The sequence below is a fragment of the Veillonella sp. VA137 genome, from assembly GCF_003992015.1.
Classification (GTDB): domain Bacteria; phylum Bacillota; class Negativicutes; order Veillonellales; family Veillonellaceae; genus F0422.
Genome location: NZ_RQVK01000002.1, coordinates 78,820 through 101,154, shown reverse-complemented (window position 1 = coordinate 101,154; position 22,335 = coordinate 78,820). Strand labels below are relative to the sequence as shown.

The window sequence follows — 22,335 nt, the reverse complement described above, 5'->3', positions numbered from 1 at the left end:
AATACTATGTATGCATAAACAGAAATATACATCTATTCATTTGTTCACTCTGAAACCGTCATGTCCTTTTACAACCTATAACCTTAAACTGCATATCTGATATAACATCATTTTTACAAAATCTTGTTGTCCTATTTGCAATAACGGCAAAATCCTATACTAAACAAACAAAAAAGGCCACCAGATATTACTATCTAGTGACCTTTCATATGTGTTATGATTAAGCTTCTACAGGGTATACAGAAACTTTACGGTTATAACGACCAGCACGTTCAAATGCTACACGGCCAGGAACCAATGCAAACAAAGTATCATCTTTGCCGATACCTACGTTAGTGCCTGGATGGAAATGTGTACCACGTTGACGAACTAGGATGTTACCACTTTTTACAGTAGAACCGTCATGGCATTTAACTCCAAGACGTTTGGACTCGGAATCACGACCATTTTTTGTACTGGAAGCACCTTTTTTAGATGCGAATAGTTGTAATTGGATATTGAATAACATGTAGTTCACCTCCTATTGTTCACTCACTCTAACAAAATCACTATATTGATCCGCCACATTCTTGATACCAAGAAGCATCGTTTCTAATATAGTTTGTCCTCTTTCAGTAATGGGTTCTGAAAGTAGGATATGTAACTCACCGTCTTCTATTTGGTACTCCATGGATTGCTTAGCCACCTCATGAAGACCTAAGATCGATGTCTGTGAAAGCATGGATATAGCGGCACATACAATATCTTCTCCGTAAGGACCTGCTTCAGCATGTCCTCGAAAATGACATTCTATGATTTGCCCTAATCGATTGCGTTTCACATCAATGTGAGTCATGATACTTACGCCTCGATTTTTTCGATGCGAACTTTAGTGAATGGTTGGCGATGGCCTTGACGACGACGATAGTTGGATTTCGCTTTGTATTTGAAAACCAAGATCTTTTTCGCTTTACCATGTTCAAGTACTGTACCAGTAACTTTTGCACCGTCCACAAGTGGTGTACCAACTTTAACATCACCGTCTTTAACTACAGTTACAACTTCGTCAAAAGAAACAGTTCCTTCAGCTGCTACATCCAATTTTTCAATAGTGATTACATCGCCTTCGGAAACGCGATATTGTTTACCACCAGTTTTAATAATTGCGTACATTATGACACCTCCTTGTATTCGTACTCGCTGAATGCGGTTATCTAGCCGAAGCCAAATATTATTGACCTCTTCATGCGGCTTGCAATAGTTGGGCGTACCCAAACTATGACTCAATTATTATACATGACAAGCACTGTTTATGTCAACGAAATAGGACTAATTTTTTCTATCTACACCTATGAAAGCCTAGTTTGCTGCATCTATTATAAAAGCAACTTGAATCATTAAGTCATCCACTAGCACGCCCTTTCATCTATATACTATTCTGTGTACTATAGAATACCACTACTATATCGTTATCATCTTTCATCTATACACCATTGTATGTACTATACAATGGCACTCCTTCAGATACACGCATGATCTTAGGATACAATACGATGCCAAAAGTTGACTATACACTATATTCACCTAGGATTTCACTACTATGAAAGCATACCTATATAACCGGACGAGCAAATCGATAATAACAGAGTAACGCCACTAAAGAGCAAAACACCATAGTGATCCCCATAGGAATTGCCGTATGTGACCCTCCGATCCCCACGATAGGTGACACAATACCCGCAGACATCATGGAGAAAAAGCCTAATAAGGCAGATGCACTACCTGCTAGGTGACCGTAATGTGCCATCGCCATAGAAAAGCTAGCCGCCCCGAATAAAGACACCATCCCTACGGTAAAGAATAAAATTGTGGTCACCACTAAGAATGGCATATTCAGTGCCATAGCACCTAAGAACAAAGAAGATCCTAAGAAGAGCACAGTTAAACTACCTTGTAATAATTGATAATCCTTAATGACATTACTCAAACGAGAGCTAATCATACTAAATAGAATAATACCACAGCTATTAATACCAAATATGTAACTAAATTGTTGTGCATCCAGCCCAAAGATATTTTGGTACACAAAGGATGATCCACTAATGTAACAAAAGAAGGCTCCAAAAGCAAAGCATTGAATACCACATTGCCCTAAAAAAGCTTTGTCTTTCAGCAACGTCTTGTAATTTTTGAGCGCCACTTGAACACCACCTACTACACGTTGCTCCTTTGGTAAACTTTCACTAAATAGAATGGAACCTATCAATAATATTAGGGAAAATCCTGCTAAAACGACGAAAATGAATCGCCACGTTTCGTATGCCAAAATTTGTCCTCCCACTAATGGAGCGATAACAGGCGCCAAGCCATTGACCATCATCAACGATGCCAACAGTTTAATCAGAGCCGGCCCCGATGCATGGTCACGAGCGATAGCCTTAGAGATAACTACCCCAAAGGAACCCGTCACACCTTGCAAAAATCGGCCCAACAAGAGTACTTCAATATTTGGTGCATAAGCGCAAACAATGGTAGCTACTACGCAAAGTAGGTTTCCCACAATGAGCGGTCTCTTACGACCTAGCACATCGCTGATAGGTCCTGCAAAGAGTTGTCCCACTGCAATACCGATGGTCATAATGCCGATGGTCATTTGAATATTCGATGCCGATGTATCTAGTTCTCCAGGCATAATCGGCAAGGCTGGCAAATACATATCCGTCGCCAATGGCGTTACCGCTGTGAGCAATCCTAAGAATATAATTAAAAACAATGAAACAGACTTACTTTCCTTCATGCTTTTCCTTTCTAACGATCTCCGCATTCCGAAGCAACACTTTCTTTCCTCGCCAAGCCCATGCTTTGTGGCCGTACTTCGCTTTAAACTCTTTATTCGTCATTCCTTCTAATTCCTCCATCTCAATGTAGGATGTAACCTGTTGAAACTCTGGTATAGGCGTCATAGGAATATCTCGATTGTGAGGGCACACCTCTTGGCATACATCACACCCAAAAATGAGAGGTGTTTTACCAATAATTCGTTCTTCTTCCTCTGAAAGATCCCCCTTACACTGAGTGAGATAACTTTTACAAGTTCGATAATCTAAATGATCTCCTTGTAAGGCCTTACCAGGACAAACACGCAAACAAGCACCACATTGTAAACAGGTCTGATTCAATGGCGAAGAAGGAGGTAATGCCAAAGTCGTCATGATGGTTCCAATCACCGTATAGGATCCCCACGTAGGATTGATAAACGTTTGGTTCCACCCATAAAACCCTAAGCCTGCCAAGTATGCCATATACCGATCCGCTAAAGGTGACGTATCACAATGAATCTCGTATATTTCGTCAGGATAGCGCTCACGCAAAACTTCCACCAGTCGTTCCAAATACTGTCGTACTACAACATGATAATCATCGCCCCAACAGTACCTAGCTAAATTCGTCACTCCTTCCCTAAGCATATAATAAGGAAACAAACAGACTATAGCGGACTTCGGTGAAGCAATAGTCGTGGACCCCTGCAATCGTTCTTCAATACTTCCATTCGTAAACGGACAAGGATAGGGCGTATCCAAATGTAACGACGCTTCCGCCGGCAATGGCCAAGGTGCCACCCCCACCGCAGGAATATTTAATTGTATCGCTAATTCTTCAAGTTTTAAATTTGTCATGCATTCATTATACTATACAATCCATAGGCTTTATATATAAATAGCCACTCATATATCATGCCAATTACGAACAAAGACTATGCATTTGGGGAAACTTTATTTTAAATTATAGTTTTCTCTGGAAGTACTATCAAAAACTCAAAACCAATCCCGCTCTCTAAAGAATGCAGTTAAGCGTAGCAGAACAAGAGACATTGTCATGGCCTATATACTATGCTATAATTAAAACAACAAAAGAAGAGCCATCGACGTCTGCTAGCGTTAGGCTCATCTCAAAAGTGGAAAATTGATTACGCCTAACGTGTAAGGTCTGGGAAACCTTATTCGTTAGGCGTTTTCGTTAACTATAAAAGCAACGAAGAACTTCTACAATCAACATAGAAAATTGAATCAATAAAGATAACTTTTCATATGTAGTCATAGTATCACCTCCTCCCCTAATAGGAAGAGATGAGCCTAACAACACGCCGTTGACTCTTCTTATTTATTACACTTTAAAATCACACAAAATGTTAATGTTTTATCAATACTACACATACTCCATGAGGAACGCAGTTAAGCGTAGCAGCCTTATGGCGACCCTTACTAGCTAAATTGCACAAATACAAGAAGACCGCAACATGTTCCTGAACAAACCTAACCACTGTATCAGTTTGAGAAGGAATATGTTGCGGTCTTCCCTTTGCAATATTTAGTATAGATCGCCACAGGCTACATAGCAGAATAAGTGACGACCTACAAGTTGCATAGATTAGCAAGTGACGTATTGACTAAATGAACTCAAAAGTTTTATCCTATAACATATTACTAATTACTTTTATCATTCAACACAGGAGGAACAATATGTCTATAGAACTACGTAAAGTTGCCATTATCGGCACTGGTCATGTGGGCTCCCACGTGGCATTTTCCCTTGCCACACAAGGTGAGGTTGACCAATTATACATGGTAGACATCGACAAAGACAAAGCCATTGCTCAAGCCACCGATATTAATGATGCGGTAAGTTACTTACCACATCGTGTAGAAGCTATCCCTTGCGAACCTGAAGATATCGGAGACTGCGATATTCTCGTTATTTCTGCAGGTCCTCTACCATCCCCAGAACAAGATCGACTAGATACACTAGGGTCCACCGTAGAAGTATTGCGTGAATTCCTCCCTCGTGTGAAAGCCTCTGGTTTCAGCGGTTTTATCGTTAGCATTTCCAATCCTGCCGATGTAGTAGCTGCCTATGTGCAAGAATACTTAGACTACCCAAAACATAAAATCATCTCTTCTGGCACATCCTTGGACTCCGCTCGTTTGCAACGATTGGTAGCTGAGCAAATCCACGTACATCGTCGTTCTTTATCTTGCTATGCTATGGGTGAACACGGTGGTAGCGCTATGGTCCCTTGGTCCCACGTCACAGTATCTGGCAAACCTTTAAAAGAACTCCAACAGGAACTTCCTCACCGCTTCCCAACCTTTGATGAAAATGCCTTAGTAGAACAAATGAAATACGGTGGCTACCTAGTCCTCATTGGAAAAGGCTCCACCGAATTTGGCATCGCTGCATCCGTTACAGAAATTATCCGCGCTTACTTCCACGATGAACAAAAAGTATTACCTCTATCCTGCAAACTAGAAGGCGAATACGGCGAACACAATGTCTTTGCCTCCGTCCCTGCCATCATCGGCAAAAACGGCATCGAAGAAATCTTGGAATTGCACCTAACCTCAGACGAACAAGATGCCTTCCACAACTCTTGCGAACGCATTCGGGAATATATTAAACTAGCACATACTATGTAGAATTATACACCCTACCCTCTGAGGAACGCAGTCATGCCTAGTAACCCTGTGGTGACCTTACTAGCTAAATTATAGAAATGCAGAAACGAGCAACATGTTCCTGAACAAACATTATGAAATACCGTTTGTGAAGGAATGTGTTGCTCGTTTCCCTTTGCCATATTTTCTTATAGCCGCCACAGAGTAGATAGCATTACAAGAGACGATACATTATGAAATACCGTTTGTGAGGAGTATACCGTGCTCTTCCCTTTGCAATATTCAGTTAAAATCGCTACAGGCTACATAGCGGAATTACTTAGCGAACCATTTGGAGTAAATTTTATCATACGTTCCATCTTCACGCATTGCTTTCAAAGCTTCATTAACTTTATCACGTAATGCTGTGTTAGATTTATTGAATCCTAATACGAATGGAGGTGCATCAGTGCCTTCTCCAACTAATTTAAGATCTTTATCTGCACCTTGTTTCAAGTAGTACATAGCCACCGCTTGGTCGATGATAGCACCATCAATTGTGCCGGCTTGCAAAGCCATGAAGATATTGCTATTAGAATCCATTTCTTTTACATCTGTACCAGGGATTGCTTTCGCCATTTCCACAGGAACTGTACCAATTTGAACACCTACACGTTTATTAGCAAGGTCATCCATTTTTTTGATATCTGTATTATCTTTACGAACGATAGTGATAAAACCACCTTCTTTAAAGTATGGCTCAGAGAATGCCAATGCTTTTTCACGTTCTGGTGTAGCATTGATACCCGCTGCGATCATGTCAATATTACCAGATTGTGTGGCTGGAATTAACGCATCGAACCCCATGCTAACAAACTCTAATTTTAAACCTAAACGTTTTGCTACTTCTTCACTTAAATCCACATCAAAACCAATGTATTTATTCGTATTTTCTTCTGCAAATTCAAATGGAGGGAATGTGGTTTCAGAACCAACTTTCAACACCCCTGCTGTTTGTGTTAGTTGCGCTTCTTTTTTATCGCTACCACAACCAGCTAGTAAACCTACACTAAGAACAGCCGTACATAGGATAAGACCTATTTTTTTCATGCTAATCATAATTACCTCCCATAATATATTCACTACTTATGATTATTTATACATAAATTATACCACATAAATATTAAATAGCAAGTATCTTTTATAAAATTCCTATTTATAAGTATACCTGTCTCACTCTAGAAAAGGAATCCCATGTAATAACTACTCATAAAACAGAGGAAAGTTGAAACAAAGCATCAACTTTCCTCTGTTAACATTCTGTTATCTATAGAGGATATAACATATATCCTACTTAAGACCTTGTGACAGAGCCTTACCCTTGGTAATACCTATTGATATACAGTATTCAGTATTATAAGAAGTCTTTAATTTTATCTCGTTTACCACGATTACGCAACTTCGTTAAGGCTTTCCCTTCAATTTGACGAATCCGTTCCCGTGTTACATTAAAGAATTGACCGACTTCTTCCAATGTACGTGGTTTGCCATCTTTCAAACCAAAGCGTAATTCTAGCACTTGTTGCTCACGGTCTGTTAAACAACTAAATACTTCTACAATTTGCTCACGTAGTAAGATAAAGCTAGCCGCATCATCTGGCGCCACTGCATCCTTATCTTCTAAGAAGTCGCCTAAATGGGAATCTTCTTCTTCCCCAATCGGTGTTTCCAAAGAAACTGGCTCTTGAGAAATTTTTTGAATTTCACGCACCCGTTCTACGGTAATACCCATACCAGCTGCAATTTCTTCTGGACTTGGTTCGCGACCTAAGTCTTGTAATAATTGACGTTGAATACGCACCAATTTATTAATCGTTTCTACCATATGTACAGGAATACGAATTGTCCTAGCTTGGTCAGCAATGGCTCTCGTAATAGCTTGACGAATCCACCATGTAGCATACGTAGAGAATTTATATCCTTTTGTGTAGTCGAATTTATCAACCGCTTTGATAAGGCCTAAGTTACCTTCTTGAATCAAGTCCAAGAACAACATACCACGGCCCACATAGCGTTTCGCAATACTAACCACCAGACGCAAGTTAGCATCGATCAACTTTTGCTTTGCACTATTTCCTAAGCGCACTTCTTTATAGGTAGCACCTTCTGCATTGCCTGCCTCAATTTGTTGCGCCAAAATAATTTCTTCATCACCAGATAGCAATGGAACACGACCAATTTCTTTTAAGTACATGCGTACTGGATCATCGATATTCATCCCTTCAGGAATGGATAAGTCAAGATTAATCTCTTTTTCCTCATCGTCATCTTCCTCAGTGATATCGATGTCACTACTTAAATGCTCCACATCTACATCTACATCTACTTCTACTTCCACTTCAAGATCTTTATCCAACAGTTCATCATCATGTAAAGACAACTCAGTTTCTGACTCATGACCATCATCTGGAATGACTTCAATATTCAAATTATTAAACACTGCATACATGCTATCTAACTGTTCTGCCGTTACCTCTACTTGATCTGAAAGTGCATCAGAAATTTGTCTCGCTGTAATGACACCATCTCGTTTTGCCGTTTCTAATAAAACCGCTATAATCTCTTCCACTTGCGATTGTTTTTTCTTCTTTGCCACTGTGCTCTTCCTTTCACTACATCAAGACCACTGTCTAATTAATTCCTGTAAATCCTGACACATTCGTAATTCTTCTATAAACCTAGGATCATTAGCCCGACTCAATTGATCTGCTAAGCGACTATGCTCCTTATATTGATTGCGAAGGGATTTTAATCGCACGCTTCGAATTAAACTGTGCAACAATTCCTCATCCATTTCTCGGCCAATCAAGACCGACCATTTGCCAAACATATGCCAAGATTCCTCATCTAAGGATTCCTCTAATAGGACATCTGACAAATTTTCCCCTTGGGCTACCAACTCGCCTATCTTTTCATAATAAGCACTATACATTGGGTGGGTAAAATCTTCCACCCCTATATATTGGCTTACCAGGCTATATATATCATTATCCTTACCTACCCAGTACAGCAATTCTTCTTCATCTGTGAAAGTCTCCTTGGGCACATTCATGGCCTGCTGTTTTAATTCTATGTTTCCTTGTCGAAGAAACTGTCTAAAGTAAGTAATAATGGTGCTCACATCTAACCATAATGGTAGTGCCAAGGCTTTTAAATATTCATCACGACGCACTTGGCTTTCATGACCCGCAATGAAGGGGAATATATCTGCCAAGACAGCCCGCTTCCCTTCTACTGAATTCGTATCGTGGCTGCTCAAGCTTTCATTTAATAAAAACTCAAAATCTCTTGGCGATGTATCTACCAATTCTTGCCACGCTTGAGGACCATGATTCTTGATAAAATCATCTGGGTCCTTTCCATCAGGCATAGATACTACCTTAACAGAAAATTCCGTATTTTGCAACAACTCGATAGCACGCTTAGCTGCCGTACGACCAGCCCCATCCATATCATAGGCAAGAACAACTTCTTCTGCCTGACGCATCAATAGCCGACCGTGGTCTTTCGTATAGGCTGTACCCAACGATGCCACTACATTCGTAATACCTGCATTATGACAACTCAGCACATCCATGTAACCTTCAACAAGGACAGCCTGTTTCCTTTCACGAATACTGCGATAGGATTGATAAAAGGCAAATAATAAATGTCCTTTATTAAATATTTCCGTTTCCGGGGAGTTCAAATATTTCGGATTACTGTCGTCAAGAACACGACCACCGAAGCCTAACACACGCCCCTTTCCATCCATGATAGGAAACATCACGCGTTTTCTGAAATAATCGTATATCTTACCTTGCTCATTTTTACGACACAAGCCTAATTCTAGCAATACATTAGGGTCCACACCTCGACCCGTAAAAGCACCATATAGCTTATCCCATCCATCGGGAGCAAACCCTAAGCGAAACTTTGTAATGGTCTCCATGGATAGTCCACGTTTTAATAAGTAGTCTAACCCCTCTTTTCCAAATTCTGTTTTCACCAAACAATTATGAAAGAAATTCGTAGCTAGTTCATTCACCTCATACATAGCTTCTAGCCGAGCCATACGTTTCCTCTCAGCTGACGATACAGTTCGTTCTGGCAAAGCAATGTTGGCACGATTGGCCAACCGTTCAATGGCCTCAGGAAATGTTAAGTTATCATACTTCATCAAGAAACTGATGACATTTCCCGATTCTCGACAACCAAAACAATAAAAAAAGCCCTTTTCAGGGGTCACACTAAAGGAAGGCGTCTTTTCGTTATGAAATGGACAACAACCCCAATAGTTTTTCCCTTTCTTCTTCAATGGAATATGCTCAGAAATGACAGACACAATGTCATTGGCATTTTTGACTTGTTCAATTATGTCATCATTGAAAAACTTGCTCATGTCCCTCTCCTAAGCTATGTACTACCGTGTATGCATCAAAATATAGCGTCTATGTATACGTTCTCTATCTATACTATTCTACATAAACAAAAAAACTCCTACTTGGAAATACTTTCTTTTTCTTCACATTATATATGCAATTCATATATAGTGTGAAAAAAAAGAAGTTAGAGCAGCCAAAGGCTGCTCCAACCACTTATGTAGACTATTTTTTCGCGTAATCTACGACTCGTGTTTCACGAATAACCACAACTTTAATTTGTCCTGGATATTCTAATTCATTTTCGATTCGTTTAATGATGTCACGCACTAATAAGTTCGCTTCCACATCATCCACTTTATCTGGTTTTACCATAACGCGAATCTCTCGACCTGCTTGGATTGCAAAGCATTTTTCAACGCCTTCAAAGGATTCAGCGATTTCTTCCAACTTAGATAATCGTTTTAAATAATTTTCTAATGTTTCACGTCTAGCTCCTGGTCGTGCCGCAGAAATAGCATCTGCTGCCGCTACCAATACAGCTTCTACAGATTTAAACTCTTCATCACCATGATGCGCGCCAATACAGTTTTGTACCAATGCACTTTCATGATATTTTTTAGCAAGATCTACGCCAATTTCCACGTGAGATCCTTCAATTTCATGTGTTAAGGCTTTGCCCAAATCATGTAATAAACCGCCTCGTTTAGCCAGCACTACATCGCAACCTAATTCTGCTGCCATCATACCTGCTAAATGAGATACTTCCACAGAGTGTTTTAACACATTCTGTCCATAACTAGTACGATATTTTAGTCTACCTAAAGTACGAATTACTTCTGGATGTAAGCCATGTACATCTGCTTCAAAAGTAGCTTGCTCGCCCGCTTCTTTAACGGTATTTTCCACCTCACGGCGTGCTTTTTCAACCATTTCCTCGATACGAGCTGGATGGATACGTCCATCTACAATGAGTTTTTCCAAGGCAATTCGTGCTACTTCGCGACGAATAGGATCAAATCCGGATAAAATAACTGCTTCTGGTGTATCATCAATAATTAAGTCGATACCAGTCAACGTTTCTAACGCACGAATATTACGACCTTCACGACCGATAATACGGCCTTTCATCTCATCATTTGGCAATGTCACAACAGACACTGTAGATTCTGCTACATGGTCAGCCGCACATCGTTGAATGGCCATAGAAATAATTTCTCTGGCATTCTTTTCCGCCTCTTCTTTTGCTTGTTGCTCAAGATCTTTAAGCATCACAGCAGTGTCGTGACGAATCTCTTGTTCTACTTTTGTCAGTAAAATTTGTTTTGCTTCATCAAAGGTTAAGCTAGAAATGCGTTCTAACTCTTCCATTTGTTGTTGATGCAATACTTCGATTTTTTCTTCCGCTTTTTCTAGATTGCGTTCCTTGTGGTGCAAGGACTCCTCTTTGCGTTCAATACTGTCTAGTTTTTTGTCTAATTGCTCTTCTTTTTGTAAAATCCGTCGTTCAAGACGTTGTAATTCATTACGTCTGTCACGATTTTCTTTATCCACATCAGCACGCAATTTATGAATTTCTTCTTTTGCTTCCAGTAACGCTTCTTTTTTCTTAGACTCCGCTAAGCGCTCGCCATCAGCAACAATACGTGCAGCTTCTGTTTCCGCTTTGTTTAGCTTACCTTCTGCAATATTGCGGCGCAATAAATAGCCTACTCCAAGACCAATTAATACCATGACTACGGCAATAATGCTGTATTCTAAAATTGTGTTCACCTCCCACTTGCATAAAAAAAGGAGAAGTCGATACATCCGCTTCCCCGGTTTCTCGCCCATTTTGCTTTCAAATTTTATTTTGTTTATTATTAAGGCTATTTTAATTTTAGTTCATACACCGTGGAATGTCAAGACAAAGCCCCTACTCTAAGTAGGGGCCCCATTCATAACAAATAGATTGAATTGTACTCACAGCGAATCCACGATTCTTTAGAAAATAAATTATTTTTTTCTTGCTAAACTTATCTTCTTCGCCCTCTTCGATGGCTGCTAACCGCTCCTCATCGGATATGTGAAATCGTTGCTCTAATAGTTTTACCGCTACCGACCATTCATCATAGTCATCTAATACATAAGATACAGCAAGACCTCGTTCCCGCATTTTTTCACGAATATAATAGATACTATACTTTTCTGCCTCCATATAGGCACGCAACGCTTCTTCCGACAATTCTTCATCGTCTAAGTACGATAAGGATAGAAGTTTTTCTTCTACATCGTGAATCAGTTCACTAGGCACAGAACGTTGAGACAGTTTTCGTCTCAGCTCTAGCGTACTTAAGGACCGTGGTCCTAATAGCCGCAAAGCTTGTTCCATGACCGATGCAAATGTCCATTCCTGCTCTTTCGATGTACGAAATGCCATTATTCCATATCCACAGTTTCAGTAGTTGCTACTTCATCCACTTCTTCATCATGACCAAGTACATTCAATGGTTCTGCTGCTAATGTATCACGAATAATAGAATCAATTTCTTGAGCAATTTGAGGGTTTTCTTTCAAGAATACTTTGGCAGCCTCTTTACCTTGACCCATACGCTCTCCATTATAGGAATACCAAGCACCAGATTTTTTGATCACTTCAATATTCGCACCGATGTCAATCAATGTACCTTCGTAGGAAACGCCTTCCCCAAACATTAAATCAAATTCTGCCACTTTGAATGGAGGAGCTACTTTATTTTTCACAACTTTTACTTTTGTACGGTTACCGACATGTTCTTTAGCAGAAGTCAACGCTTCCCCTTTGCGTACATCTAAACGAATAGTAGAGTAGAATTTTAAAGCACGGCCACCTGTAGTTGTTTCTGGGTTACCAAACATAACGCCCACTTTTTCACGCAATTGGTTAATAAAGATAATAACCGTTCTAGTTTTACTGATGGAGCTTGTTAATTTACGTAATGCTTTACTCATCAAACGCGCATGTACCCCAACGTGAGCATCTGTCATTTCACCATCAATCTCTACTTTAGGTGTTAAGGCCGCTACGGAGTCCACAACGATTAAGTCTACTGCCCCAGAGCGAACCAAAGCCTCTGTAATTTCTAAGCCTTGTTCACCATTATCTGGTTGGGAAATCAACAAGCTATTGATATCTACGCCTAATTTTTTCGCATATACAGGGTCTAAGGCATGTTCTGCATCGATGAAGGCAACAACGCCACCATTACGTTGTGCTTCTGCTGCTGCATGTAAAGCCACCGTAGTTTTACCAGAAGATTCTGGTCCATAAATTTCAATAATACGGCCCCGTGGGAATCCACCTACACCAACTGCCAAATCCAAGGCCAATACGCCTGTAGAAATGACTTCAATGTTCATTTTATCTGCCGCTTCGCCCATGCGCATGATCGCGCCTTGACCAAAGTCTTTTTCAATTTGTTTTAAAGCCCCTTCTAAAGCTCTCATACGATCTTCTTGAGATCCGCTTTTCATATCAATTGCTGCTTCTTTTGCTTTATCCTTTGCCATTGTTCTACCTTTCTATTAATTCTTTATATACATATTGAATCGCTCGTTCCGCTACACTCTTACGGATACTAGTACGATCCCCTATAAATATCTCTTTATATACAGTTATTCCTCGTGGTGTACCTATACCAATATATACAAGACCTACTGGTTTTTCTTGACTGCCACCACCTGGACCTGCTATCCCTGTGGTCGCAATGGCATAGTCTGTACGTAATACACGAAATACACCTTCAACCATTTCCTTAGCCGTTTCTTCACTGACAGCACCATATGTTGCCAATGTCTCTGATGATACACCTAATACTTGTTCTTTCACCGCATTTGCATAGGAAATAATACCACCCTGATAATATCCACTGCTACCACCTAAGTCAGTCAAGATTTTTCCTACTAGGCCGCCTGTACAAGATTCAGCAGTTCCTATGGTAACGCCTGTTGTTAGAGCCACCTTGTGAAAGTCTTCCAACACCGATGTATCTAAACTACGGATATCTTCCAAGCGTTCTAATAGGATAGACCTCCATGGACCTAATTTCTCCTGACAGTCTACTTTTGATTCGCCTTTTGCAGTTAAGCGAATTTCAATGTATCCTGGTTTGATCAATAATGCTATGGTTGGATTCTGCTGATTCTGAATCAAGTCTTGCAATAGAGCCTCTAGTTGCATTTCACGATATCCATACACAGCATACCGTTCAGAATAAATCATCCCTTGCTGTCCAAAACGTTGCTCTAAAAAGGGGCTCACACTTTCTATAAAAGTTCCCTGTAATTCTAATGGAGGACCTGGTAACAATACATATACCGTATCATCCTGTTCCACTACTACTGCTGGTGCCACCCCTACTGGATTATGTAGTACTTTTGCCCCTTCTGGCAAATACCGATCTCGGTCAGATTCGTAAGGTTTCACCCGTCCTTGTTTCTCATAAAAAGAATCTACCTCACGACCTGCTTCTTCGTGAAATACCAAAGGTAATCCTAGCGCATCTGCCAAGGATTTTCGAGTTATATCTCCTTGGGTAGCACCTAAGCCTCCAGAACTGATCACAATATCTGCTCGCTCCCCTGCTCGTTGAAATACCTCTTTCATACGCTCAGGATTATCCCCCACCGTCGTTTGATATGACACAGAATAGCCTCGATTGTTCAGTTCTTCGCTAAGCCATTTTACATTTGTATTGACAATATGTCCTAGTAATAATTCTGATCCTGTAGAGATTAATTCTACGATCATGCTATCACCATCCTATACAGTTTCTACTACCACGTCATAAGCGAAACCTTGTGATACTTTTACAGTCACAATATCGCCTTCAGAAAGTCCTGTTACATCTTCTACATACATATTTCCATCTACATCTGGAGCCTGCATTTGCAAACGTCCACGAGCCAAAAATTTTCCCGGCTCTACTTCATCGATGGCTTCAATTAGGCCTTGATGAATCGTCCCCTCTAGATCACGATTATGTTCTTCTGAAACTTGTGCTTGAATAGCCATTAATGTATGGTACCGTTCTTCTTTCACTTCCTCTGGAATTTGATCATCCATCACACCTGCTGGTGTACCATCCTCTTGAGAGTATGTAAATACACCCATGTGGTCAAATCGAATATCTTTTACAAAGTCTGCCAATTCTTGGAATTGTTCTTCTGTTTCTCCAGGGAACCCTACAATAAGGGATGTGCGCAATGTAATATGCTCACTGCGATTACGAATTTTATGTAACAAAGTTACAATATTTTCCCGCGTATCCTTACGGTTCATACGTTGTAACACAGTATTGTTAATATGCTGTAGCGGCATATCGATATACTTGCACACCTTTGGCTCTGTCATGATTGTTTCTAGCAATTCATCAGAGAAGTGTTTTGGATATAAGTACAACATGCGAATCCATTCGATGCCTTCAATCTTCGCCAATCGTTTCAATAACTCTGAAAGTAATGGTGTACCATTGTTCAAATCAGCTCCATAATACGTTGTATCTTGAGCAATTAATACTACTTCTTTCACACCTGCTTCTGCAAGCTGTTGTACTTCTCGTTCAATAGACTCCATAGATCGACTGCGATAGGCCCCACGCACTTTCGGAATGATACAGAACGTACATCCATTATTGCATCCTTCAGAAATTTTTACATACGCACTATAGTCCGGTGTTGTCATCATACGTGGCATGCCTTCATCATACATATTTGTCATACTATCCATGATACAAATACGTTGACCTTGTTGAATGGCCTCCACAGCTTCCATAATACGATTCCAAGATCCTGTTCCAATGAGGGCATCAATTTCTGGAATTTCAGTAAACAATTCTTCTTGGTATTGCTGACTTAAACAGCCCGCTACGATAAGACCTTTACAGTCTCCATATTGTTTATATTGACCAGCCTCTAATATAGTATTAATCGATTCTTCTTTTGCTTTTTCGATAAATGTGCATGTGTTGATAATAATAATTTCTGCTTTTTCTAACTCTTCTGTGATTTCATAGCCATTATCTTGTAAAGCTCCTAGCATCACCTCTGTATCCACCAAATTCTTGGCGCAACCTAAACTAATATAACCTAACAACTTACTCATGGTGTATCCTTTCTAAAACGCACTTGTCGTATCCATTCTTGTAATATCTTATCTTGCTCTTCTTTCACAATCCCTGCATTCCATAACACAAGATGATTGCCCTGTCGGTCTTTATGAGATTCCACCGTTTCTCTGGTTGGCAAATAATACCTATCCCCCTCTTTCAATACAGCTTGTACCCGTTCTGAAAGTAGCCAACTTACAAACGCTTCACTTTCACCAACATTACTGGATCCTTTTAGAATCCCCACGCCCATCAAATCATAAGGAGTGCCTTCCCTAGGATATAAAATCGTCAAAGGATATTTATGAACCTCATACAATTTGGCATCCGAATAATGTCCTACACTGACCTGTACATCTCCAATAGCAGCCATGCGCACTGAAGATGGCAAGGCTTTTGCATACTGCACAATACGTGGCCGCAAACTATCAAAATAGGAGATGGCACCATCTAGTCCATAGATAGCACCAAAACTATTCAATAAAGTAGTGGACGATGCATCGGCTACAAAATCAGTGACCGCTATACGCCATGGGCCCGTATAAGCTAAGGAAAACCAAGTGTTTACATATTTTCCCTGACTGCTATAGAAAGTATCGTGTAAGGCTAAGACATAAGGATCATACCATATCCCTACCCATTGCTCATCCGGACCGTGGAATACTGTATCTACCGAATACGTTAAAGTAATTGGCAATCTACGAAAGGCTCCATGCTCAACCCCTTCACTGAGATTGGACTTTGTGGAAATCACAAGATCCCCTTGTTGTTCTGCTTCTGGCAAAGCTAACCGTGTACCCATTTGGTTCTGCGGTATGGGAATAACATGTACTCTTACTTGTGCCTCTCTTTCGTAGGCCTGACCTATAGCCGTCATGACTTCAGAGTCCCCATCTGTATAGATAGTAATTTCTGCTCTTGTAGAAATCACACGTTGATCCACTTGATCTTGTTTCATATCATTAAGCCACAAGCCTACACTAAACATACCTACTACTACTAGTACATACACCATAAGCAATCGTAACCGTTTCATAGATTCACCTCCTTTACCTATTAGAGATACCTAACCAAAATTCCTTTTTTTCGTGCCTTTATTTTTTCGATTTCCTATACCAATTTTAGAACCACTATTTGTATGTCGTTCCCCTTGCATAGATCCTTTTCCTCTACCTGTTGGTTTCACTCCACCCTTAACTGAAATTCTACTACTATCAGATTTTGTTGTATTCCTTTTTATACAGCGCGGCGGAATCAAACATAGAGGTCCAAAACCAATCAAATCTCGTCGGTTCGCTTTGATTAAGGCTTCTTTTACTAATTCGTAATTATCTTCTCGTTTATATTGCATCAAGGCTCGTTGCATAGCTTTATCTCTGCCTTTTTTAGCCACATACACAGGCTCACCTGTAAGGGGATTGATTCCTGTGTAATACATGGCAGTCGATAAGCTACCTGGGGTAGGAATAAAATCTTGCACCTGTTCTGGAGTCATATTTTGATCTCGCAAAAATTCTGCCAATTCAATAGCATCTTCTAATGTACAGCCTGGATGAGAACTCATAAAATAAGGCACCAAAAATTGTTGTTTACCTAATTTGCGATTCGCCTCATCAAACCAAGATTTAAATTTTAAGAAGTAACTTTTATTAGCTTTCCCCATGATGGTCGTTACATGCTCGGATACATGTTCAGGGGCAACTTTTAATTGACCACTCACGTGATGTTCGCACAATTCTCGAACGAAGTCTTTGTTATGATCATCCAATACATAGTCGTACCGTAACCCAGAGCGAACGAACACTTTTTTTACGCCTTTTACATTACGTACTTTTCGCAAAATGCTCACATAGTCATCATGATTCGTATTTAACTGAGGACATGCTTTGGGCGCAGCACATGTTTTCCCCTTACAAGCTCCTACTTTTAACTGTTTATCGCAAGCAACATGACGGAAGTTTGCCGTAGGGCCTCCTACATCGTGAATATACCCTTTAAAACCATCCATGGTAGTCATGCGGTGAGCCTCATCTAAAATCGACTGATGACTACGATTTTGAATAATTCGCCCTTGATGGCTTGTAATAGCACAGAAAGAACAACTACCAAAACAACCGCGATGGCTAGTAATACTGAACTGTACTTCTGCTAAGGCAGGTACTCCACCAGCCGCATCATACATAGGATGCCATTTTCTCGTATAGGGTAAACTATAGACATGGTCCATTTCTTCCTGTGTTAATGGTAAGGCTGGACTATTCTGTACTATATACCGATTACCATGCCCTTGCGCCACTGCTTTCCCATAGTATGGATCTTGCTCATCAAATTGCATTTTAAAGGCTTTAGCAAAGACTTCTTTATCTGCTGATATCGCTTCGTAAGATGGGCATTCAATAGCATTCTCTGGCACGGTGTTGGCAACATAACAGATCCCTTTGATGGCAGGTAATCGTTTTTGTAATTGGTCTTTATCTAAAGCTTCGGCGATTTCACGGATTTGCTTTTCTCCCATACCATAGATAAGGACATCTGCCTTACTATCCATCAAAATAGAGCGGCGCACCGTATCGGACCAATAATCATAATGGGCAAATCGTCGCAAACTAGCTTCAATGCCGCCAATAACAACAGGAACCCCTTTAAAAGCCTCTCGCATACGATTCGCATACACCACCGTAGCTCGGTCTGGGCGCCGCCCAGATTCACCACCTGGAGAATATCCATCATCACGGCGATGTTTCTTGGCTGCTGTAAATTTATTGAGCATACTATCTAAATTACCTGCTGTCACTAGGGACGCCAATCGAGGCTTTCCCAAAACCTTAAAGGCATTCACATCGTTCCAGTCTGGCTGAGCTATGATACCGACTCGATATCCATAGGACTCTAATAATCTACCAATTACAGTAGGTGCGAAGGAAGGATGATCCACATAGGCATCTCCGCTGATAATGACAAAATCAAGTTCAGCCCACCCTCGTTCGTCCATTTCTGCTTTTGTAGTAATTAAATATTGTTCTTTCATTGTATTCCTTATACTGTATTACACAAAAAATAGCCAACCTAAAAACAGAATAATCAGCAGCAAAATACCACCTACTACAAATCGTTCTATCATCATCGTTTTTTGTCGTTTTGCCTTACGACTTTCATAGGTTAACCGTTGTTTCGGCGCCTCAATCAATTCCTGTTCTCGAAAGGCATCAGCCTTCTCTTGTTCTTTTGATACCATTCTGCGTTTGGGAATCGTCAAGGATTCACCCATTCTATTTTTAAAAGTATCCACCAATCGACGACTATCTAAGCCTAGTAGTTCACTATAGTTTTTGATGAACCCTTTGGTGTACACACTACCTGGAATACGACTAAACTCATCATGCTCCAAGGCATGTAGGTAAGCTACTTTTATATGTAATACATCTTCAATTTGTTCTAATGTTAATCCGCGTCGTTGACGCTCACGTCTAAGTTCCTCGCCAATCGATGCCATAGAACCTCCTATACATATAGGTGCCATCTACATAACGCAAATGGCACACTACTCTAATCTACTGTAAAATTTGGGAAATATAGTTCTCTAATTTGATCTTCTCCCATTAAAATATCGCGACCTTTACTACTATTCGTAGGAGGACCAATAATTTTCATATCTTGCATGGTATCAATTAAACGACCGGCTCTAGAAAAACCAACTCGCAATCTACGTTGCAAAATAGAGGCTGACGCACTACGTTGTTCTAGTACAATTTGTACAGCTCGTTCCAACAATTCATCTTGTTCCTCATCACTGCCAACGGCATCAGAACTTTCAGCACCTTTATCTGTTTCTGCCATCATCACTTCATCATATTCTGGCTGACCTTGTCCTTTGACAAAAGCAATCAATTCTTCCACTTCTTCATCAGAAATGAAGGCCCCTTGGATACGAATTGGTTTATTCGCTCCTATAGGATTAAATAACATATCGCCACGACCTAATAGGCGTTCTGCTCCTGCTTGGTCCAGAATGGTGCGAGAATCAATTTGAGTAGCCACTGTGAAAGCAATACGACTCGGCACATTAGCTTTAATTTTGCCTGTAATCACATCCACCGATGGACGTTGCGTTGCCAATACCATATGAATCCCTGCCGCACGTGCTTTTGCGGCTAATCGGTCAATGGATTCTTCCACATCTGGATTGGTCATCATCAAATCAGCTAACTCATCGATAATAATTAAAATGAGAGGCATAGATTTGGTTGGATTTTGCTTATTATAGCTAGCCACATTACGCACGCCTGCTGTGGCTAATGTCATATAGCGGGCATCCATTTCACGAACTGCCCACCGTAATACAGCAGCTGCTTTATTCATATCTGTTACCACTGGCAACATCAAGTGTGGAATACCGTTATACACGGATAACTCTACCATTTTAGGATCCACCAAAATCAGTTTCACTTCATCTGGCTTACGACTAAACAAGATGCTAGAGATCAATGTATTGACACAAACAGATTTACCAGACCCCGTGGATCCAGCCACCAATAGATGTGGCATTTTAGCCAAGTCCGTAATAACCGGCATGTCTGCAATATCTTTACCAAGTCCTACCGGAATACCACCACTCGCTTGTTGGAACTCTTCACAGTCCAATACATCTCGTAAATGAACAGCAGATACATTTTTATTAGGAATTTCAATGCCTACTGCAGACTTTCCTGGTATAGGTGCTTCCATACGAATATCAACGGCTGCCAAGCTCATTTTTAAATCATCTTGTAAACCCATAATTCGGCTTACTTTTGTCCCTTTCGCAGGTTCTAATTCATACCGTGTTACCGTTGGACCTTGGGTAGCATTCACCACTTTTGCTGTAATACCAAAATTATCTAATGTTTCTTCTAATAAGACTGCATTATGAGCCACTTCTTCACTGGTCACAGGATTGGATTTCCCCTGTGAAAGCATCGTCAACGGAGGATATTGGTAAGGCTTTTCTATCGCCCTAGGACGCGCCACGCCATCCGTGTTCACAGCCACTGCTGCTGTATCTTCTTTCGTCGTTTCAATAGTTGGTACTTCTACCAAGGATCCTACATAATTAGTAGTTTGCAAAAATGATGGTGGAGTTATAGGTTCCAACTCGGTAGATACGTCTGTAACATGAGGCTCTTCATCTACATCTGTAGTATATATCTCTCCTGATGTATCCTCTGCAGCTTCTTCTGCACTATCTACCATCAGAGGTGCCACTACTGATTCTACTTCGGAAGTACTCGTCACTACTTCATCTTCACAGATGTGAGGCTCCGGAATATACGCTTCTTCATCCTCATAGTCTTCCATAGGAGGCTGCATAATAGTCACATCTTTACTAGGCTCCATGGCTTCTAATTCTTCTGTATCTATCATTGACTCTGATGGTTCCATAGACTCTACATCGACTACATTAGCTCCTGATACTTCTACCGCCGTTGCACGGGATATTGCCTCCTGAGTTTCTATCACCGCATCTGCTTCCACTTCTATTTCATCAGATGAGTCTTCTATTTTAGGGTATCTTGTATCTTTTTCACGATCATAGGCCTTACGACGTTCTTCTCGCCACTCCTCTTGCCATTCATGCACTTGCTCACGAATAGCACTAGCTGTTTCCGTTGCTTTCTCTTGTGCTATTTCGAGCCCCACACTAGCCTTGTCTTTCGCTTTATGTAAGCCTTCACGTAAAGACAATTTAGTAATTCCTAGTACGCAGGCAATGCCTATAATAGCGGATAGTAAAATACCACCGATGTCTCCTACTAAACTTCTAAATAGAGAGCCTAATAGACCACCAACTACACCACCATTTTCTGCTAGAGTTGTGGTACTTAATTCATCACCACTTGTTACCTTCCACAACACTAGTTGCACTAATACAACGAATAGTACTCCTGTATATAGTAATCCTTTTCTCGTAATCGCTGCTAAAGAGCCTCTATATAACCAGCACCATCCATTATAGAGGACCCATAGGGCTACCACCCAACCACCTAGGCCAAACCCATAGGAAAAAATACCACTAATGATACTACCCCATATGCCAGTGTCTACTCCAGCCATGCCTATAAGAGCTAGTACAGCAAAGCCCATAAGAACTAGGCCTTTAATTTCGCTCCGAACGCCTTTCGCCTGCGTCTTGGTATTTTTCGTTTTACCTGTTTTACTTTCCTTTAGGGGAGTAGATCGTTTCGATTGTACCTTTTGCCCTCCTCGTGAAGACTTGCCTTTCTTTTCCTCTGCCATTTCCAACTCCAAAATTCCGTTTCTATCATATACCTTAGCACTTTATTATACCATTTCCGCCTATGAAAGTATATCGAATATTCTCAAAAACAATACTGCTCTCCC

The 22,335-nt window shown here is 40.5% G+C and carries 19 protein-coding genes; 1 reads left to right on the top strand and 18 read right to left on the bottom strand.

Annotation, left to right across the window (positions count from 1 at the left end):
* Positions 1 to 220 precede the first annotated feature (220 nt).
* The 6 genes from rpmA to EO116_RS08750 form a co-directional block, all read right to left on the bottom strand.
* A complete protein-coding gene (rpmA, locus tag EO116_RS01615) occupies positions 221 to 508 on the bottom strand; it encodes a 50S ribosomal protein L27 (RefSeq protein WP_127160364.1) in 288 nt (95 codons plus the stop codon).
* A gap of 12 nt (positions 509 to 520) precedes the next feature.
* Complete coding sequence (locus EO116_RS01610) at positions 521 to 835, bottom strand: ribosomal-processing cysteine protease Prp (protein ID WP_127160363.1); 315 nt, start codon at positions 833 to 835, stop codon at positions 521 to 523.
* Positions 836 to 840: 5 nt separating this feature from the next.
* Entirely contained in the window at positions 841 to 1,152 is a 312-nt protein-coding gene (rplU, locus tag EO116_RS01605; RefSeq protein ID WP_009352881.1) for a 50S ribosomal protein L21, read from the bottom strand.
* A gap of 439 nt (positions 1,153 to 1,591) precedes the next feature.
* A complete protein-coding gene (locus tag EO116_RS01600; RefSeq protein ID WP_127160362.1) occupies positions 1,592 to 2,776 on the bottom strand; it encodes a multidrug effflux MFS transporter in 1,185 nt (394 codons plus the stop codon).
* Positions 2,763 to 3,656 carry an epoxyqueuosine reductase gene (locus EO116_RS01595; protein WP_127160361.1) on the bottom strand — a complete coding sequence of 298 codons (894 nt, stop codon included), beginning with the start codon at positions 3,654 to 3,656 and terminating at the stop codon, positions 2,763 to 2,765. The genes EO116_RS01600 and EO116_RS01595 overlap by 14 nt, the downstream gene beginning before the upstream one ends.
* A 340-nt stretch (positions 3,657 to 3,996) precedes the next feature.
* Positions 3,997 to 4,077, bottom strand: a complete 81-nt coding sequence (locus tag EO116_RS08750; RefSeq protein WP_369688071.1) for a putative holin-like toxin — start codon at positions 4,075 to 4,077, stop codon at positions 3,997 to 3,999.
* 428 nt (positions 4,078 to 4,505) lie between these two features.
* Here EO116_RS08750 and EO116_RS01590 point away from each other — a divergent pair, with 428 nt between their 5' ends.
* Positions 4,506 to 5,453 carry an L-lactate dehydrogenase gene (locus tag EO116_RS01590; RefSeq protein ID WP_127160410.1) on the top strand — a complete coding sequence of 316 codons (948 nt, stop codon included), beginning with the start codon at positions 4,506 to 4,508 and terminating at the stop codon, positions 5,451 to 5,453.
* Between the two features lie 294 nt (positions 5,454 to 5,747).
* Here EO116_RS01590 and EO116_RS01585 read toward each other — a convergent pair whose 3' ends face one another.
* The 12 genes from EO116_RS01585 to EO116_RS01530 all read right to left on the bottom strand — a co-directional run bounded on the left by EO116_RS01585 (position 5,748) and on the right by EO116_RS01530 (position 22,230).
* Entirely contained in the window at positions 5,748 to 6,530 is a 783-nt protein-coding gene (locus EO116_RS01585; RefSeq protein ID WP_127160360.1) for a basic amino acid ABC transporter substrate-binding protein, read from the bottom strand.
* A gap of 295 nt (positions 6,531 to 6,825) precedes the next feature.
* Positions 6,826 to 8,067 carry an RNA polymerase sigma factor RpoD gene (gene rpoD, locus EO116_RS01580; protein WP_127160359.1) on the bottom strand — a complete coding sequence of 414 codons (1,242 nt, stop codon included), beginning with the start codon at positions 8,065 to 8,067 and terminating at the stop codon, positions 6,826 to 6,828.
* A 21-nt stretch (positions 8,068 to 8,088) separates the two neighbouring features.
* The gene (dnaG, locus tag EO116_RS01575) at positions 8,089 to 9,852 is read right to left on the bottom strand and encodes a DNA primase (protein WP_127160358.1); all 1,764 of its coding nucleotides are present in this window, start codon (positions 9,850 to 9,852) and stop codon (positions 8,089 to 8,091) included.
* 205 nt (positions 9,853 to 10,057) lie between these two features.
* On the bottom strand, positions 10,058 to 11,641 hold the full coding sequence (gene rny / locus EO116_RS01570; RefSeq protein WP_370447203.1) for a ribonuclease Y: 1,584 nt from the start codon (positions 11,639 to 11,641) through the stop codon (positions 10,058 to 10,060).
* A 106-nt stretch (positions 11,642 to 11,747) separates the two neighbouring features.
* Positions 11,748 to 12,251 (bottom strand): regulatory protein RecX, encoded by a 504-nt coding sequence (locus EO116_RS01565; protein ID WP_127160357.1) that lies wholly within the window; start codon positions 12,249 to 12,251, stop codon positions 11,748 to 11,750.
* Complete coding sequence (gene recA, locus EO116_RS01560; protein WP_009352815.1) at positions 12,251 to 13,360, bottom strand: recombinase RecA; 1,110 nt, start codon at positions 13,358 to 13,360, stop codon at positions 12,251 to 12,253. Before recA ends, EO116_RS01565 begins: the two co-directional genes overlap by 1 nt.
* Before the next feature lie 4 nt (positions 13,361 to 13,364).
* On the bottom strand, positions 13,365 to 14,600 hold the full coding sequence (locus tag EO116_RS01555) for a competence/damage-inducible protein A (protein WP_127160356.1): 1,236 nt from the start codon (positions 14,598 to 14,600) through the stop codon (positions 13,365 to 13,367).
* Between the two features lie 12 nt (positions 14,601 to 14,612).
* On the bottom strand, positions 14,613 to 15,953 hold the full coding sequence (rimO, locus tag EO116_RS01550) for a 30S ribosomal protein S12 methylthiotransferase RimO (protein ID WP_127160355.1): 1,341 nt from the start codon (positions 15,951 to 15,953) through the stop codon (positions 14,613 to 14,615).
* Positions 15,950 to 16,993, bottom strand: coding sequence for an ABC transporter substrate-binding protein (locus EO116_RS01545; RefSeq protein ID WP_127160354.1), 1,044 nt, complete (start codon positions 16,991 to 16,993; stop codon positions 15,950 to 15,952). The genes rimO and EO116_RS01545 overlap by 4 nt, the downstream gene beginning before the upstream one ends.
* Positions 16,994 to 17,023: 30 nt before the next feature.
* Positions 17,024 to 18,985 carry a YgiQ family radical SAM protein gene (locus tag EO116_RS01540; protein WP_127160353.1) on the bottom strand — a complete coding sequence of 654 codons (1,962 nt, stop codon included), beginning with the start codon at positions 18,983 to 18,985 and terminating at the stop codon, positions 17,024 to 17,026.
* A gap of 18 nt (positions 18,986 to 19,003) precedes the next feature.
* Positions 19,004 to 19,450: a helix-turn-helix transcriptional regulator gene (locus tag EO116_RS01535; RefSeq protein WP_062400958.1), complete on the bottom strand. Its 447-nt coding sequence runs from the start codon at positions 19,448 to 19,450 to the stop codon at positions 19,004 to 19,006.
* Positions 19,451 to 19,503: 53 nt separating this feature from the next.
* Positions 19,504 to 22,230, bottom strand: coding sequence for a DNA translocase FtsK (locus tag EO116_RS01530; protein WP_127160352.1), 2,727 nt, complete (start codon positions 22,228 to 22,230; stop codon positions 19,504 to 19,506).
* Between the last annotated feature and the right edge of the window lie 105 nt (positions 22,231 to 22,335).

Coding starts and splice junctions, on each gene's coding strand:
- EO116_RS01530 (WP_127160352.1), bottom strand. CDS start 22,230: ATGGCAGAGGAAAAGAAAGGCAAGTCTTCACGAGGAGGGCAAAAGGTA.
- EO116_RS01535 (WP_062400958.1), bottom strand. CDS start 19,450: ATGGCATCGATTGGCGAGGAACTTAGACGTGAGCGTCAACGACGCGGA.
- EO116_RS01555 (WP_127160356.1), bottom strand. CDS start 14,600: ATGATCGTAGAATTAATCTCTACAGGATCAGAATTATTACTAGGACAT.
- EO116_RS01610 (WP_127160363.1), bottom strand. CDS start 835: ATGACTCACATTGATGTGAAACGCAATCGATTAGGGCAAATCATAGAA.
- EO116_RS01545 (WP_127160354.1), bottom strand. CDS start 16,993: ATGAAACGGTTACGATTGCTTATGGTGTATGTACTAGTAGTAGTAGGT.
- EO116_RS01600 (WP_127160362.1), bottom strand. CDS start 2,776: ATGAAGGAAAGTAAGTCTGTTTCATTGTTTTTAATTATATTCTTAGGA.
- recA (WP_009352815.1), bottom strand. CDS start 13,360: ATGGCAAAGGATAAAGCAAAAGAAGCAGCAATTGATATGAAAAGCGGA.
- EO116_RS01585 (WP_127160360.1), bottom strand. CDS start 6,530: ATGATTAGCATGAAAAAAATAGGTCTTATCCTATGTACGGCTGTTCTT.
- rny (WP_370447203.1), bottom strand. CDS start 11,641: ATGTATCGACTTCTCCTTTTTTTATGCAAGTGGGAGGTGAACACAATT.
- EO116_RS08750 (WP_369688071.1), bottom strand. CDS start 4,077: ATGACTACATATGAAAAGTTATCTTTATTGATTCAATTTTCTATGTTG.
- EO116_RS01565 (WP_127160357.1), bottom strand. CDS start 12,251: ATGGCATTTCGTACATCGAAAGAGCAGGAATGGACATTTGCATCGGTC.
- dnaG (WP_127160358.1), bottom strand. CDS start 9,852: ATGAGCAAGTTTTTCAATGATGACATAATTGAACAAGTCAAAAATGCC.
- rpmA (WP_127160364.1), bottom strand. CDS start 508: ATGTTATTCAATATCCAATTACAACTATTCGCATCTAAAAAAGGTGCT.
- rimO (WP_127160355.1), bottom strand. CDS start 15,953: ATGAGTAAGTTGTTAGGTTATATTAGTTTAGGTTGCGCCAAGAATTTG.
- EO116_RS01540 (WP_127160353.1), bottom strand. CDS start 18,985: ATGAAAGAACAATATTTAATTACTACAAAAGCAGAAATGGACGAACGA.
- EO116_RS01595 (WP_127160361.1), bottom strand. CDS start 3,656: ATGACAAATTTAAAACTTGAAGAATTAGCGATACAATTAAATATTCCT.
- rplU (WP_009352881.1), bottom strand. CDS start 1,152: ATGTACGCAATTATTAAAACTGGTGGTAAACAATATCGCGTTTCCGAA.